Origin of the sequence: Sphingomonas trueperi (genome assembly GCF_011927635.1) — a bacterium.
Lineage (GTDB): Bacteria > Pseudomonadota > Alphaproteobacteria > Sphingomonadales > Sphingomonadaceae > Sphingomonas > Sphingomonas trueperi.
Genome location: NZ_JAATJB010000006.1, coordinates 68,750 through 83,099 on the forward strand (window position 1 = coordinate 68,750; position 14,350 = coordinate 83,099).

Below are 14,350 nucleotides of genomic sequence, written 5' to 3' on the forward strand. Positions count from 1 at the left end.
CTTCCCGCCGCCCCCAGGTTACAGCGCGATCAGCACTTCGTTGCGGCGCAGCGGCCCCGGGATGAACGGCGAGTTGTAGAAGGCATATTCCACCGCGCCGCCATTGATCCCCTTGGCCGCGAGCCAGCTGCGCAGCTCCGCCTCGCGCTTCTCCAGCGCCGTATCGTCGGGCGCGCCCGCGAAGCGCAGCACGGCCACGCGTCGCGCCGGGCGGGTGGCCAGGTCGACATTGTCCGAGGGCTTGGGCAGCGTCGCCAGCGTGAACTTGGACGGCATGACGAACTGCGTCCGCCAGCTGGCATCCTGCTTGGCGCTGAGCACCGGCGCGGTCATCGAAATCTTCTCGCCGCCGCTGCCGCCATTGTCGCCGCGGCGCTTGGCGAAGATATAGTCGGCGAGGCGCGAGAAGCCCGCAGTCAGCGCCGCCTCACGGGTGCCGATCGCGCGGGTTTCCGCCACCACCAGCTCGGGATAATCGCGGATCTCGAAGGCGCCGTCCTTTTCCACCAGCGTGAAGGGCGGCTGCTCGCTCGCCTTCTCGAACGCGTAATAGGCGGCCGCCCCCGCGACCACCGCACCGCCCAGCAGGCCGCCCACCCAGGCCCAGGTCTTGCCCTTCGCCATCACGAAATCTCCCTCAATCGTCTTCGTCCTCGAACCCGGCGAGATCGAGCGCACGGGCGCGTATCTGCCGGAGCCGGCACCAATGTACCAGCGCATCTTCGCGGCCATGGGTCACCCACACTTCGCGCGGCGCCAGTTCCTCGATGGTGCGGGTCAGCTCGTCCCAATCGGCATGGTCGGAAAGGATCAGCGGCAGCTCGACATTGCGCTGCCGCGCGCGCTGGCGGACGCGCATCCAGCCGCTCGCCATCGCGGTGATCGGATCGGGAAGCCGCCGCGACCAGCGATCGTTGAGCGCGCCCGGCGGGCAGAGGATGATCCGCCCCTCCAGTTCCTTCTTCGCGACCCCGGTGGCCGGGCGCAGCTCGCCCAGCGCCACGCCATGCTCGACATAGAGATCGCACAGCGCCTGGAGCGCCCCGTGGAGATAGATCGGATCGTCGAACCCCATTGCGCGCAATTCGGCGATCACCCGCTGCGCCTTGCCGAGCGCGTAGGCGCCGACGAGCACGCAGCGCTCGGGCTCGGTGCGCAGCGCCGTCAGCAGCTTGTCGATCTCGTCCGTCGTCTCGGGGTGGCGGAATACCGGCAGCCCGAAGGTCGCCTCGGTGATGAACACGTCGCACTTCACCGGTTGGAAGGGCGTGCACGTCGGATCCGGTCGACGCTTGTAGTCACCCGATACGACGATCCGTTCACCGGCGTGATCGAGCACCACCTGCGCCGATCCCAGCACATGGCCAGCGGGGACGAAGCCCACCTCGATCGGACCGAGCTTGATGCTCTCGCCGTAGTTCACCGGCCGCCCGTTCTGCGGCCCATAGCGCGCCGCCATGATCGCCAGCGTGCCCGGCGTCGCCCACACCTCGCCATGCCCGCCGCGGGCGTGATCGGCATGTCCGTGGGTGATGATCGCGCGCTCCACGGGCTTGGACGGATCGATCCACGCATCCGCCGCCGGAAGATAGATCCCGCAAGGATCGGGGGTAAGCCAGCTGCCGAGCGCCATGTGTCGCGATATGGGGGCACGTGGGCGGATCGAAAGGGGCACGGGCTTCGTTGACCCGGGCAAAATGGAGAGAGATGCCATGGACTTGTCCAGCATGCAGGGCCTGATGGTGATCGTCGGCCCGATCGTCCTTGCGGCCGCGCTCATCTGGGCGATCGTCCGCAACCGCACGTCGAAGCGCCAGCGCGACGAAACCGAAGACGCGACCCGCCGCAATTACGACGATCACGACGCGGCGGATCGCAAGCGCTAACCCTCCATTTTGCTTCCGTTCCGTGCCTCGAATCCCTATATCCTCGGCATGGCAGACACTCCGAAGACGAACGATCCCAACGCCAACGAGTACGGCGCAGATTCCATCAAGGTTCTCAAGGGCCTCGACGCGGTCCGCAAGCGCCCCGGCATGTATATCGGCGATACCGACGACGGTTCGGGCCTCCACCACATGGTGTTCGAGGTTTCCGACAACGCGATCGACGAGGCGCTGGCGGGCCATTGCGACCTGATCCAGATCACGCTGAATGCCGACGGATCGGTTTCGGTCGAGGATAACGGCCGCGGCATCCCCACGGGCATCCACTCCGAAGAGGGCGTATCCGCCGCCGAAGTGATCATGACCCAGCTCCACGCGGGCGGCAAGTTCGAGAACACGTCGGACAGCAATGCCTACAAGGTTTCGGGCGGCCTGCACGGCGTGGGCGTGTCGGTCGTGAACGCGCTCAGCGAGTGGCTGGACCTCAACATCTGGCGCGACGGCGAGGAGCATTACATGCGCTTCCGCCACGGCGATGCCGAGGCGCCGCTCAAGGTGATCGGCCCGGCCAACGGCAAGAAGGGCACGCGCGTGACCTTCCTCGCCAGCCCGGAGACGTTCAAGATTACCGAATATGATTTCGAGAAGCTCGAGCATCGCTACCGCGAGCTCGCCTTCCTCAATTCGGGCGTGCGGCTGTTCCTGCGCGACGCGCGGCACGAGGAAGTGAAGGAAATCGAGCTGTTCTACGAGGGCGGCATCGCCGCATTCGTGAAGTATCTCGATCGCAACAAGGTCGCGCTGATGCCCGATCCGGTGGCGATCAGCGGCACCCGCGACGACGTGACGATCGACGTCGCGCTGGAGTGGAACGACAGCTATTATGAAAACGTCCTCTGCTTCACCAACAACATCCCGCAGCGCGACGGCGGCACCCACCTCGCGGCGTTCCGCGCTGCGCTGACCCGCACGCTCAACAGCTATGCCGACAAGTCGGGGATGCTGAAGAAGGAAAAGGTCAGCCTCACCGGCGACGACATGCGCGAGGGGCTCACCGCGATCGTCTCGGTCAAGCTGCCGGACCCCAAGTTCAGCAGCCAGACCAAGGACAAGCTGGTCTCCTCCGAAGTCCGCCAGCCGCTCGAAAGCCTGATGGCCGACAAGCTGGCCGAGTGGCTGGAGGAGAATCCCGCGGTCGCGAAGCAGATCATCCAGAAGGTGATCGACGCCGCCGCCGCGCGCGAGGCCGCCAAGCGCGCCCGCGAGCTCACCCGCCGCAAGGGCGTGATGGACATCGCCAGCCTGCCCGGCAAGCTCGCCGACTGCCAGGAGCGCGATCCCGCCAAGTCCGAACTCTTCTTCGTCGAGGGTGACTCGGCCGGCGGATCGGCCAAGCAGGGCCGCGACCGCCACTTCCAGGCGATCCTTCCCCTGCGCGGCAAGATCCTCAACGTCGAGCGTGCGCGCTTCGACCGGATGCTCGCCAGCCGCGAAATCGGCACGATCATCACCGCGCTGGGCACCGGCATCCGCGACGATTTCAACATCGAGAAGCTGCGCTACCACAAGATCGTCATCATGACCGACGCCGACGTGGACGGCGCGCACATCCGCACGCTGCTGCTGACCTTCTTCTACCGCCAGATGCCCGAGATCATCACCAACGGGCACCTCTATATCGCCCAGCCGCCGCTCTATAAGGCGACCAAGGGCCGCTCGGAGGTGTACCTCAAGGACGATGCGGCACTCGACCAGTATCTGGTCGATGCCGGCGTGGGCGGCACGGTGCTCGACACCAATGGCAGCCAGCGTTCGGGCGAGGACCTGCGGACTTTGGTCGAGCATGCCCGTCGCATGCGTACCCTCATGCGCTACGTGCCGCGCCGCTATGATCCGATGATCATCGAATCGCTGGCGCTGGGCGGCGCGCTCGATCCGTCGGTGAGCCGCGAGCGGCACGCCGAGGAGCTGAAGACCGTCGTCCACCGGCTCGACGCGGCCGACACCGAAGCTCGGTGGAGCGCGCGCATCACCGAGGATGGCGGCTATCATTTCGAGCGGCTGTGGCGCGGTGTGACCGACCACCATATCGTCGAGGCGAGCTTCCTCGTCTCCGCCGAGGCGCGCAAGCTGCACACGCTGGCGAGCGAGCAGGCGGCGGCGTATCTCACGCCGTCGAAGCTCGTGTCGAACAAGGGCCTCGCGACCGAGGTGGATGCGCCCGTGCCGGAGGAGGAGGCTCCCGTCGCCGTCGGCAAGGGCGAGAGCCTGGTGTCGCGCCCGTCGCAGCTGCTCGACGCGATCCTCGCCTTCGGGCGCAAGGGGCTGGCCATCCAGCGCTACAAGGGCCTCGGCGAGATGAATGCGGAGCAGCTGTGGGAGACCACGCTCGATCCGCAGAACCGCTCGATGCTGCAGGTGGCGATCGACCAGGCCGACGTCGCCGACGCGATCTTCACCCAGCTGATGGGCGACGTGGTCGAGCCGCGCCGCGACTTCATCCAGGAGAATGCGCTCAGCGTCGCCAATCTCGACGTCTGATCGCTCGTCCGGCCGCGGGAGCTTCCGCACCGCCAAGTGGGGCAGTTGCAATCTTCAACTGCCCCACTTGGCGGGAGGCTCAGTCGGCAATGCGCTCCGCGAGCGCCGCGATGCCTTCGCCTTCGAAGCGATTCAGTGCCGCGCCATCGATATGCACCGGATGGTCGAGGAGCAGCACCGCATGCGCCCGGTGGTCCGGATCCAGCTCGCGCCACGCGCGCACCGCCTCGCCCAGATTGGTGACCTCGGCGATGTCGCCGCCGCTGCGCACGACATTCTCCAGCGCCGCGCTCATCGTCCAGTCGATCGGCGGATTCTTGGCGTCGTCGCCCCAGCGTGCTTCGGTCATGCCTGTGCCTCCTGGTCGAGGTCGTTTTCGCTGATCACGATGATCGGCCGGTCCGGGCCGTTGGCAAGCGCGGTGAGGGCGGCCTGTGCGATCGGGTCGCGGTAGCGGCGAAAGCTGTCCTCGGCGTCGCCGTCGGGCTGGCTGCCGCGCAGCGCCTCGATCACGCTGTACTGCACCGCGAACTGATAGTTCTCGCCGTCGACCCGGCCGTCGAACTCCACCTGGCGATCGTCAAGATTGTCGAAGAGGGTGGTGTCGTCGATTTCCAGCTGCTGTGCGGCCATTTCCAATACTCCATCGCTCGGGGATCGAAACGGCACGAGCATGGGCGCGGTTCCGCGCGGCCGGTGGCTCCGCCGCGGTTGCTGCGCTCCTCGCAAAAAGCTGATCCAAACCGCCCCGGCGCGCGTATAGACAGGCGAAACGTCATTCCAGGAGTTGCCATGCCCACCGTACTCATCACCGGCGCGACCGCCGGGATCGGCGAAGCTTCGGTCCGCGCCTTTGCCGATGCCGGCTGGCATGTCGTGGCCACCGGTCGCCGCGCCGATCGGCTGGAGAAGCTGGCCGGCGAGCGCGTCCATACCCTTGCCTTCGACATCCGCGACGACGCCGCGCGCGATGCGGCGCTGGACAGCCTGCCCGCGCCCTTTTCCGCAATCGACCTGCTGATCAACAATGCCGGTCTCGCGCTCGGCCTGGAGCCCGCGCAGCAGGCGTCGCTCGATAACTGGCGGACGATGATCGACACCAACGTCACCGCGCTGGTCTCGATCACCCACAAGCTGCTGCCGGGGCTGGTCGCGCGCAAGGGCGGGATCATCAACCTCTCGTCGGTGGCGGCAACCTATCCCTATCCGGGCGGCAACGTCTACGGCGCGACCAAGGCGTTCGTCCGCCAGTTCACGCTCAACCTGCGCGCCGACCTGATCGGCACCGGCGTGCGCGTCACCTCGATCGAGCCGGGCATGGTCGAGACCGAGTTCACGCTGGTCCGCACCGGCAGCCAGGATGCTTCGGACAAGGTCTATGCCGGCGTCAATCCGATGACCGCCGAGGACATTGCCGAGACGATGCTGTGGGTGGCGACGCTGCCGCCGCACTTCGCGGTCAATACGCTGGAGCTGATGCCGGTCAACCAGGCGAACGGCCCGTTTGCGGTGCATCGCGAAGGCTGAGCGGAGCGCGCACGGTCATCGCAGCGTTGCACCGGTCATGAGCCTTACCCCCCGACTCCGCAGCGACCCTCCGCCCGCCGGCCTGCGCCGGATGCGGATGGTCGCCACCGGGCTGCTGCTGGCGATGGCGGCGCTGTTCCTCGCCGCCCGCCATTTCCAGGGGCTGCACCCCGCACTGCCCTTCGTCCGCGCCTTTGCCGAGGCGGCGATGGTCGGTGGCTTGGCTGACTGGTTCGCGGTCACCGCGCTGTTCCGCCACCCGCTCCACCTGCCGATCCCGCACACCGCGATCATCCCGCGCAACAAGGATCGGATTGCCGAGACGCTCGGCCAGTTCCTTCGCGCCAATTTCCTGATCCCGCGCGTGGTGGCGCGGCGGATGCAGCGGCTGGATGTGGCGGGCGCGGCCGGGCGCTGGCTCGCGGCGCCGTCGCACGGCACCGGCCGGATCGGCGCGGGTGCGTCGCGGCTGGCGGCGAACATCCTCGAATCGCTCGACCAGGAGCGGCTCGGCGGCATGGTGAAGGGGGCGATCGCCGGCCGTTTGCGCGCGATCGACGTCGCGCCTTTGTTCGGCCAGGCGCTGGCGGCGGCGATCGCCAATGGCCGCCATTTGCCGCTGCTCGATTCGATGACGCGCGGCGCGGCGCGCATCCTGGAGGCGAACGAGCATCTGATCCGCGAGATGGTCCACGCCCGCGCCGGATCGGTAATGCGCTGGACCGGGCTCGACGAGACGCTGGCGACCAAGATCATCGAGGGCCTGAAGAAGCTCATCGACGAGATGGCGGAGGACCCCGCGCATCCCGTCCGCGCCAAGGTAGAGGAGGGGCTGGAGAGCCTCGCCGATCGCCTCCAGCACGATCCCGAGCTGCAGGCGAAGGTGGAGAGCTTCAAGCTCGAGATGCTGGAGAATGAAGGCTTCCAGCGCTGGGTGGAAGGGCTGTGGGAGCAGAGCCGCGGCGCGATGCTGCGGCTGGCGCGCGATCCCGAGCGGGCGTTGGGCGGCCGGATGGGCGAGGCGCTGCGCCAGTTCGGCGGCACGCTGCAGACCGACGCGAAGCTCGCGCGGACGATCAACCGCTTCGTGCGGCGCGCGGCGGTGGGCGCGGCGTCGGACTATGGCGACGGCATCGTCCGGCTGGTCTCCGACACGATCCGCGGCTGGGATGCGCAGACGGTCACCTCGCGGCTGGAGAATGCGGTGGGGCGCGACCTGCAATATATCCGGATCAACGGCACGGTGGTCGGCGGGCTGGTCGGCGTGGCAATCCACGCGGTGGATGTGGTGCTGTAGCCGATCATAAGCCCCTCCTCCTTGGAGGAGGGGTTTGGGGGTGGAGGGATTCCAGAACCTCCGTTGGTCTCGGCGAGACACTGCCCCACCCCATCCCCGCATCAGGTGAACAGCGCCCCGCGCTGTTCGGGCGCTGCCGGGGGCAGTGCCGACCTGATGCGCCTAAAGGGGGAGGGGCTAAGGGGCGCTACGACGGATGCGCCTCGGCCTCCGCGTCATCCCCCGCTTCCGGGGGAAGCTGCTCCGTCTCGACAAACGGATCTTCCTCCCCCGTCATCGGGATGCCGTCCGGGTCCTCGCCGGCCAGCGCATCCACCCGCCCGTCGCGCGGCGGGGCGCTCTGGGCGTCGACGGCATGGGCATGGCGTTCGGTCTCGGTACGGTCGCGCATCGGATTGGTCGTCATGGGCATTCCTCTCTCAACGGCGAGGCGACGAACATAGTCTAGCTTGGTTCCGCTCGCGATGCCCGACGCCGGAGCAGCGCCGCGCCGCCCAGCGCCAGCAGCGTGCCGCTCGCGAGCAGCAGCGGCAGGCGCCGCGTCACCGGCTGGCGGAAGCCGCCGTCGATGCGAGGGGCATCGCCCGGCGGCTGGAACAGATTGCCCGAGGTGACGGCCGCTGACCGGGCCTGGGCGAAATAGCCTTCGAACCATCGATCGACGATCTTGAGGCTCAGTGTGGGTGCCAGCGCATGGCCGATCCGCGCCGCCCAGGTTTGCGCGCCGACGATGGTGGTGGCGCGGGGGTGATCGGCGAGCCGTACCACCGCTGCCGCCACTCGCCGCGGATCGACCAGCGGCAGCGGCGGACGGATCGCCTTGCCGGTATAGTTGGCCGGATGGGCCAGCGCAGGCGTGTCGACCAGCGCCGGATAGACGTCGCAGATATGGATGTGCGGGTGCGCCGCCTGTTCGGCGCGCAGCGCCTCGGACAGACCCTTCAACCCGAACTTGCTCGCCGAATAGGCGGCGGCCAGCGGCGCGGCGGCGAAACCGACCATCGAGATCATGTTGACGAACACGCCCCGGCCCTGGCGCTGGAAGATCGGCAGCACCGCGTGCGCCTCGTAGAGATGGCCGAGCAGGTTGGATCGCAGCACCTGTTCGTGCGCCTCGATCGGCACCTCCTCGAACCGGCCGACCGCGCCGACGCCGACATTCGCGAACCACAGGTCGATCGTACCGCCGAATGCTCGCGCCTGTTCGGCCAGCGCCAGCACTGCGGTGTAGTCGCCGACGTCCGTGGGGACTACCGCCACCGCCGCGCCGCGCGCGCGTAACGCGCCGGCAAGCGCTTCCAGCGCCGCGGCCTCGCGTGCGGCGAGCACCAGCCGCCAGCCGCGTTCGGCGAAGAGTTCGGCGGTGGCGCGGCCGATACCGCTGGAGGCGCCGGTAATGACGGCGGTGCGGGGGGATTGTCTGTTCGCCATGGACGGTCTCCGGGGCAGAAGGTGCGGGCGACGCCGCTCGCTGGACCAACCGGATTGCGGGGCAGGAGTTGCAAGCCTTTCAAAACAACGCCTTGGCGTGCCGATCCGCGCGCTTTCCGAAAAGCACTGCGCTGGGCTATGCAGCGGCATGCGGATCGATGCCCATCACCATCTCTGGCACTACACCCCCGAAGCGTTTGGCTGGATCGAACCCGGCAGCGCCATCGCGCGCGACTTCGACCCCGACGATCTGGCCCGCGCGATGCAGGCGGCCTGCATCGACCATGCGATTGCCGTGCAGGCCCGGCAGAGCGACGCGGAAACCGCCTTCCTCCTCGACTGCGCCGCACGCCAGCCGCGGATCGCGGGCGTGGTCGGCTGGATCGATCTGCGCGCGCCCGACATCGCCGACCGGATCGCCGCGCGCCAGGCCGGGCCGATCCTCGGCTATCGCCACGTTGTACAGGACGAGCCCGATGCCGATTTCCTGTTGGGCGATGCGTTCGTGGCCGGCATCCGCGCGGTGCTGGCAGTCGGGCTAAGCTATGACGTGCTGGTCAACGCCGCGCAACTCGGCACCGTGCCTGCCTTTCTCGACCGGGTTGGCGAGGGCCGGCTGATCCTCGACCATGCCGCCAAGCCCAACATCGCCGCGGGCGCCTGGCAGCCCTGGGCCGAACAGACCGCCGCCGCCGCGCGCTGCCCGAACCTGTGCTGCAAGGTCTCCGGCCTGATCACCGAGGCCGCGCGCGACTGGCAGCCGGACGACTTCGAGCGTTATCTCGACCATGTCTTCGCCTGCTTCGGCCCCGATCGCATCCTCTGGGGGTCGGACTGGCCGGTCTGCGAGCTCGCCGGCCGTTATGCCGATACGCATGATCTCATCGCCCGCTACGTCGCGCGTCATTGCCCGGCAGCGGAAGCGGCGGTGTTCGGCGGCAATGCGGTCCGCGCCTATGCGCTGGAGCTTGGTGCTTAGGAAAACCGGCTTGCATATATGCGAACGCTCATGGCAGGGGCTGGGGCAGGAGACCCATGCCATGCGTACCATCCTCTGCAACGCGCCGTTCGAACTGACCCAAGTGCAGCGCGAGGCGCCCACGCCCGGCCCGGGCGAGGTGCTGATCCGCATCCACCGCGTCGGGCTGTGCGGCACCGACTATCACATCTTCGCCGGCCGCCACCCGTTCCTCCAGTACCCGCGGGTGATGGGGCACGAGTTGGGCGGCGAAGTGGTCGCGCTGGGCGAGGGCACCACGCGCGCGCTCGGGCAGACGGTCGCGATCAACCCATACCTCGCCTGTGGCCACTGCGTCGCCTGCCGAAAGGGCAAGCCCAATGCCTGCGTCAACATTCGCGTGCTCGGCGTCCACAGCGACGGCGGCATGGCGGATCTGCTGGTGGTGCCGGAGAGCGCGGTGTTCGATGCCGAGGGGCTGAGCGTCGATCAGGCGGCGATGATCGAGTTCCTCGCGATCGGCGCGCATGCCGTGTCGCGCGTGCCCAAGGACGGCGAGGGGCGGATGCTCGTGGTCGGCGCCGGCCCGATCGGCATCGCCAGCGCGCTGTTCGCGCGGCTTGACGGGTTCGACGTCACCCTGGTCGACCAGCGCGCCCAGCGTCTTGCGTTCGCGCGCGACCAGCTGGGTCTCGACGGCGAAGTCGCCGACGAAGGTCTGGCGGAACGCCTGTCCGCGCGCACCGACGGCGACGGCTTCGACGTGGTGATCGACGCCACCGGCTCGCTCCCCGCGATGCGCCGCAGCCTCGACTTCGTCGGCCATGGCGGCGCGCTGCTGCTGGTCGGCGTCGCGCCCGGCGACCTCAGCTTCGCCGACCCCGAATTCCACAAGCGCGAGGCGGTGCTGATCGCCAGCCGCAACGCGCTCGCGAAGGATTTCCAGCGCGTGATCGCCGCGATCCGCTCGGGCGACGTGCCCACCGGCAAGCTGCACACTCACAGCGTCGATGCGGACGACCTGCCCCAGTGCTTGCCTGCGCTGATCGAAGGAGCCGATCATGTGCTGAAGGCGATCGTCGCCTTCTGACGGCGTGCTCGCCGGTCAGGGCTGGTCGGCGAGCGCGAAGATCTGTTCGGTGGGCACCCATTTCATGCCCGGTTCGGCAAAGGCGAGCCGGCGCTGGAAGCCGTCCATCAGCGTTTCCCAGGCCTGCACGTCGGGATCGGCGTCGTCGCGGGCGCGCTTGGCCTCGGGATCGAAGCTGGGGCCGGTTTCCATCACCATCACCAGCCGGTCGCCGGCCTGCCAGATCTCCATCGCCTCGATGCCGGCGTCGCGGATCGACTGGGTGACCGCGGCCGGCGGCCCGCCCGGGCGGTGCCAGTGGCGATAGGCGGCGATCGCCTCGGGATCGTCGTTCAGGTCGAGCAGCAGGACGTGGCGCATCGCGGAACCCTCTCCTTGATGGAGCCTGCATAGCCGCGCGTTCCCCTGGCACAAGCCGGCGCTGCATCGCGGCTTTTCCGATCCGCCCGCATCGCGTACGTCCTGCCGAAATCGGGGCAGGGAGAGAAACGTGGCGAAGGCGGGCAAGCCGGTGCAGGGGGCGACGATCATCGACGTGGCGGCGAAGGCGGGCGTCTCCGCCATGACCGTGTCGCGGGTGATCAACGGCCGCAGCGGGGTGAGCGCCGCGACGCGCGAGGCGGTGGAACAGGCGATCGCCGAGCTCAGTTACGTCCCCAATGTCGCCGCGCGCAGCCTGGTCACCTCGGCGGAGCTGCGCATCGGCGTGGTCTATTCCAACCCCAGCGCCGCCTTCATGAGCGAACTGCTGACCGGCGTGTTCGAAGAAGCCTCGACCTGGGGCGCGCGGCTGGTGCTGCTCAAGGGTGATGGCGGCCGTCCGCCGGCGGAAGCGGAACTGGCCCGCTTTGCGGCCTCGGGCCTCTCGGGCATCCTGCTCGCGCCGCCGCTCGGCGAGGCGCCGGTGGTGCTGCGGGCGCTGAAGGGCGCCGGCGTGCCGGTCGCGGCGATCGGCGCCTATCGCGTGCCCGGCGCCACCTGCGTGCGGATCGACGACCGCCGCGCCGCCTATGAGATGACCCGCCATCTGCTCGATCTCGGCCACCGCCGGCTCGGCTTCGTCATGGGCAATCCCGACCAGGCGGCGAGCGCCGAGCGCCGTGCCGGGGTGGAGGATGCGATGCGCGATTTCCCCGATGCGGGCGTGCAGCTGGTGCAGGGCGACTTCAGCTATGCCTCGGGCCTCGCGGCGGGCGAGGAACTGCTCGACGGGCCTGCGCCGCCCACCGCGGTGTTCGCCAGCAACGACGACATGGCGGCGGCGATCGTCTCGGTCGCGCACCGCCGCCAGCTCGACGTGCCGCGCCAGCTCACCGTGGTCGGCTTCGACGATACGACCGCGGCGGTAACGCTATGGCCGCCGCTCACCACCATCCACCAGCCGGTCCGCCGCCTCGCCGCCGAGGCGCTGGCGCTGGTGGCGGACGAAGCGCGCGGCGCCTCCGCCAAGACGCGGACCCGCCGCGATCGCGTCCTGGAGCATGAAATCGTCAAGCGCAGCTCGACCGCCGCGCCGCCGAGGGGTGATCGCTAGGCTGTCGCACCGTCGGGGCAGGTAAGCCGCACCCGCAGGCCGCCGAGCGGGCTTTCTTCGAGCGTCATCGTGCCACCGTATAGCGCCACCAGATCGCGGACGATCGCGAGGCCGAACCCGTCGCCGGCGGGGCCTTCGTCGAGCCGCACGCCCCGCTGCAGCACCTGTTCGCGGCGTTCGAGAGGGATGCCGGGGCCGTCATCGTCGATCGTGAGGGCGATGCGGTCCGGCGCCTCGGCAGCGCTCGATACGACGACCGTGCGGCGGGCATGCCGCGCGGCGTTGTCGAGCAGATTGCCGAGGATCTCCGCCAGGTCGTGCGCGTCGGTCGCGATCCGCGCGTCCGCCGCGATCTCCAGCCGCATCGCCGTGCCGGGGTAGAGCGTGCCCAGCACGCCTGCCACATCGCGTGCGACCGGCGCGATGGCGGTGCTCGCCCGCCGGTTCACCGCGGCGGCGCGGGCGCGGGCGAGGGTGTGGCGGATCACGCCTTCGATCCGGCGAACCTGCGTGGCTTCGGGGGTGTCGGGCGCGACGGTGAGCGCCAGCGTCGCAACGGGGGTCTTCAGCGCATGGGCGAGGTTGGCCGCCGATTGTCGCGCCGCCGCGAGCGTGGCGGCATTGGCGGCGGCAAGGGCGTTGAGTTCGGCGGCGAGCGGCTGCAGCTCGGCCGGCTGCGCCTCGTCCACGGCCGTGCGCTCGCCGCGGCGGATCGCGCCGATCTGGGCGACCAGCGCCGCCAGCGGTCGCAAGGCGAAGCGCAACTGCACCCAGGCGGCGATGGCGAAGATCAGCGCCAGCGCCACGATCACGCTGGCGAGCGGCACCAGCGCATCGCGGATCGGCCGGCCGATCACACGGCCGGGGGCGGCGGCGGTCAGTGTCACCGGGCCCGCGCTGCTCTCCACGACGAGGCGGCGGGCATGGATGCGGCCCTTGGCATCCTCGCCGTCGAGCGGCGCGGGGGGCCGTGGCCCGGGCGCGATGTCGACGGGGCCGGGGAAGGGGGAGCGCAGCGTGGGGAAATCGGCGCTCCCCACGGTCTCGCGTGGACCTTCGATCCGCCAGCGCCAGCCCGGCCCGGCGGCAAGGGCGCCCTGTCGCGCTGCCAGCCGGTCACGATCGACGCTGCCGTCGCCCCGCACCGCGCTGGCCAGCACCGCCAGCTGCGCGTCGAGCCGCTGGTCGACCCCGCCGGTCACCACCCGGTCGAGTACGCCCGCCATGGTCCAGCCGGCGAGCCCCAGCGCCACCAAGGTGACCAGCGCCGACAGCACTAGCATCCGGGTGCGCAGCGACCAGCGCGTCATGCGGGCTGCGCGCCGCAGGTCAGCCGATAGCCGCGGCCGCGCACCGTCTCGATCCGCTCGGCGCCAATCTTGCGGCGCAGCCGACCGATGATCACCTCGAGGCTGTTCGAATCGACATCGGCATCGCCTTCATAGACGCGCTCGAGCAGGTCGAGACGCTCGATCACCACCTCGCGGCGCAGGATCAGCTGCGACAGCACCCGCCATTCGAACGCAGTGAGCTTGAGCGGCAGCCCGTCCAGCTCGAACTGGCCGGTCTGGCTCTCGAAGGCGAGCGGGCCGCACTCTATTCGCGTCTGGGCATGGCCCGCGGCGCGGCGGACTAGCGCGCGCAGCCGCATCATCAGCTCCTCGAGGCGGAACGGCTTGGTCAGATAGTCGTCGGCACCGGCCTTGAACGCCGCCACCTTGTCCGCCCAGGCCTCGCGCGCGGTGAGCACCAGCACGGGCAGCGCACGCCCGTTCGCCCGCCAGGCGGCCAGGATCTCGGCGCCGGTTTTGCCCGGCAGGCCGAGATCGAGCACCGCCGCGTCATAGGTTTCGGTCTCGCCGAGATGCTGCGCGTCGACGCCGTCGGCGGCGAGATCGACCGCGCAATGCTCCGCCCGCAACGCCCGCGCGATGGCGGGGCCGAGATCGGGGTCGTCTTCCACCAGCAGGATCCGCATGCGTGTCGCCTAGCTTCCGGGCCTAAACCGAAACTGAACCGCAAGGTTCAGCGGGGGTCGGGTGCGACTCGCTAGACCGGCGCCATCGAACACCCAAGAGGAGTTGAT

16 protein-coding genes are annotated in these 14,350 nt (G+C 69.3%); 7 read left to right on the top strand and 9 right to left on the bottom strand.

Going from position 1 to position 14,350, the window contains the following annotated elements:
* Positions 1-18: 18 nt before the first annotated feature.
* Positions 19-624 (bottom strand): SOUL family heme-binding protein, encoded by a 606-nt coding sequence (locus GGR89_RS11530; RefSeq protein WP_125976871.1) that lies wholly within the window; start codon positions 622-624, stop codon positions 19-21.
* Between the two features lie 13 nt (positions 625-637).
* A complete protein-coding gene (locus tag GGR89_RS11535) occupies positions 638-1,633 on the bottom strand; it encodes a ligase-associated DNA damage response exonuclease (protein ID WP_125976870.1) in 996 nt (331 codons plus the stop codon).
* 79 nt (positions 1,634-1,712) lie between these two features.
* Between GGR89_RS11535 and GGR89_RS11540 the strand changes: the two genes are divergently transcribed.
* Together GGR89_RS11540 and gyrB are read left to right on the top strand one after the other, a co-directional pair.
* Entirely contained in the window at positions 1,713-1,886 is a 174-nt protein-coding gene (locus tag GGR89_RS11540) for a hypothetical protein (RefSeq protein ID WP_164521892.1), read from the top strand.
* A 48-nt stretch (positions 1,887-1,934) separates the two neighbouring features.
* A complete protein-coding gene (gyrB, locus tag GGR89_RS11545; protein ID WP_125976869.1) occupies positions 1,935-4,427 on the top strand; it encodes a DNA topoisomerase (ATP-hydrolyzing) subunit B in 2,493 nt (830 codons plus the stop codon).
* A 79-nt stretch (positions 4,428-4,506) separates the two neighbouring features.
* Here the strand turns inward: gyrB and GGR89_RS11550 are convergent, their stop codons facing one another.
* The gene (locus tag GGR89_RS11550) at positions 4,507-4,776 is read right to left on the bottom strand and encodes a hypothetical protein (RefSeq protein WP_125976868.1); all 270 of its coding nucleotides are present in this window, start codon (positions 4,774-4,776) and stop codon (positions 4,507-4,509) included.
* On the bottom strand, positions 4,773-5,060 hold the full coding sequence (locus tag GGR89_RS11555) for a DUF1488 family protein (protein ID WP_125976867.1): 288 nt from the start codon (positions 5,058-5,060) through the stop codon (positions 4,773-4,775). The genes GGR89_RS11550 and GGR89_RS11555 overlap by 4 nt, the downstream gene beginning before the upstream one ends.
* Before the next feature lie 159 nt (positions 5,061-5,219).
* Here GGR89_RS11555 and GGR89_RS11560 point away from each other — a divergent pair, with 159 nt between their 5' ends.
* Both GGR89_RS11560 and GGR89_RS11565 read left to right on the top strand, forming a co-directional pair.
* On the top strand, positions 5,220-5,954 hold the full coding sequence (locus GGR89_RS11560) for an SDR family NAD(P)-dependent oxidoreductase (protein ID WP_125976866.1): 735 nt from the start codon (positions 5,220-5,222) through the stop codon (positions 5,952-5,954).
* Between the two features lie 37 nt (positions 5,955-5,991).
* On the top strand, positions 5,992-7,251 hold the full coding sequence (locus tag GGR89_RS11565) for a DUF445 domain-containing protein (RefSeq protein WP_241213610.1): 1,260 nt from the start codon (positions 5,992-5,994) through the stop codon (positions 7,249-7,251).
* Between the two features lie 187 nt (positions 7,252-7,438).
* Here the strand turns inward: GGR89_RS11565 and GGR89_RS11570 are convergent, their stop codons facing one another.
* Together GGR89_RS11570 and GGR89_RS11575 are read right to left on the bottom strand one after the other, a co-directional pair.
* The gene (locus GGR89_RS11570; RefSeq protein WP_125976865.1) at positions 7,439-7,657 is read right to left on the bottom strand and encodes a hypothetical protein; all 219 of its coding nucleotides are present in this window, start codon (positions 7,655-7,657) and stop codon (positions 7,439-7,441) included.
* 38 nt (positions 7,658-7,695) lie between these two features.
* Positions 7,696-8,682, bottom strand: a complete 987-nt coding sequence (locus GGR89_RS11575; RefSeq protein WP_125976864.1) for an SDR family oxidoreductase — start codon at positions 8,680-8,682, stop codon at positions 7,696-7,698.
* Positions 8,683-8,830: 148 nt separating this feature from the next.
* On the opposite strand from GGR89_RS11575, the gene GGR89_RS11580 reads away from it, so the two are divergent.
* Positions 8,831-9,661, top strand: coding sequence for an amidohydrolase family protein (locus GGR89_RS11580; RefSeq protein ID WP_125976863.1), 831 nt, complete (start codon positions 8,831-8,833; stop codon positions 9,659-9,661).
* Between the two features lie 61 nt (positions 9,662-9,722).
* The gene (locus GGR89_RS11585; protein WP_125976862.1) at positions 9,723-10,730 is read left to right on the top strand and encodes a zinc-binding alcohol dehydrogenase family protein; all 1,008 of its coding nucleotides are present in this window, start codon (positions 9,723-9,725) and stop codon (positions 10,728-10,730) included.
* 15 nt (positions 10,731-10,745) lie between these two features.
* Here the strand turns inward: GGR89_RS11585 and GGR89_RS11590 are convergent, their stop codons facing one another.
* Positions 10,746-11,090 (bottom strand): L-rhamnose mutarotase, encoded by a 345-nt coding sequence (locus GGR89_RS11590; protein ID WP_125976861.1) that lies wholly within the window; start codon positions 11,088-11,090, stop codon positions 10,746-10,748.
* 130 nt (positions 11,091-11,220) lie between these two features.
* Here GGR89_RS11590 and GGR89_RS11595 point away from each other — a divergent pair, with 130 nt between their 5' ends.
* Positions 11,221-12,264, top strand: coding sequence for a LacI family DNA-binding transcriptional regulator (locus GGR89_RS11595; RefSeq protein WP_125976860.1), 1,044 nt, complete (start codon positions 11,221-11,223; stop codon positions 12,262-12,264).
* Here the strand turns inward: GGR89_RS11595 and GGR89_RS11600 are convergent.
* Both GGR89_RS11600 and GGR89_RS11605 read right to left on the bottom strand, forming a co-directional pair.
* Positions 12,261-13,574, bottom strand: coding sequence for a sensor histidine kinase (locus GGR89_RS11600; RefSeq protein ID WP_167712908.1), 1,314 nt, complete (start codon positions 13,572-13,574; stop codon positions 12,261-12,263). The genes GGR89_RS11595 and GGR89_RS11600 overlap by 4 nt on opposite strands.
* Positions 13,571-14,242 (bottom strand): response regulator, encoded by a 672-nt coding sequence (locus tag GGR89_RS11605; protein ID WP_125975778.1) that lies wholly within the window; start codon positions 14,240-14,242, stop codon positions 13,571-13,573. Before GGR89_RS11605 ends, GGR89_RS11600 begins: the two co-directional genes overlap by 4 nt.
* Between the last annotated feature and the right edge of the window lie 108 nt (positions 14,243-14,350).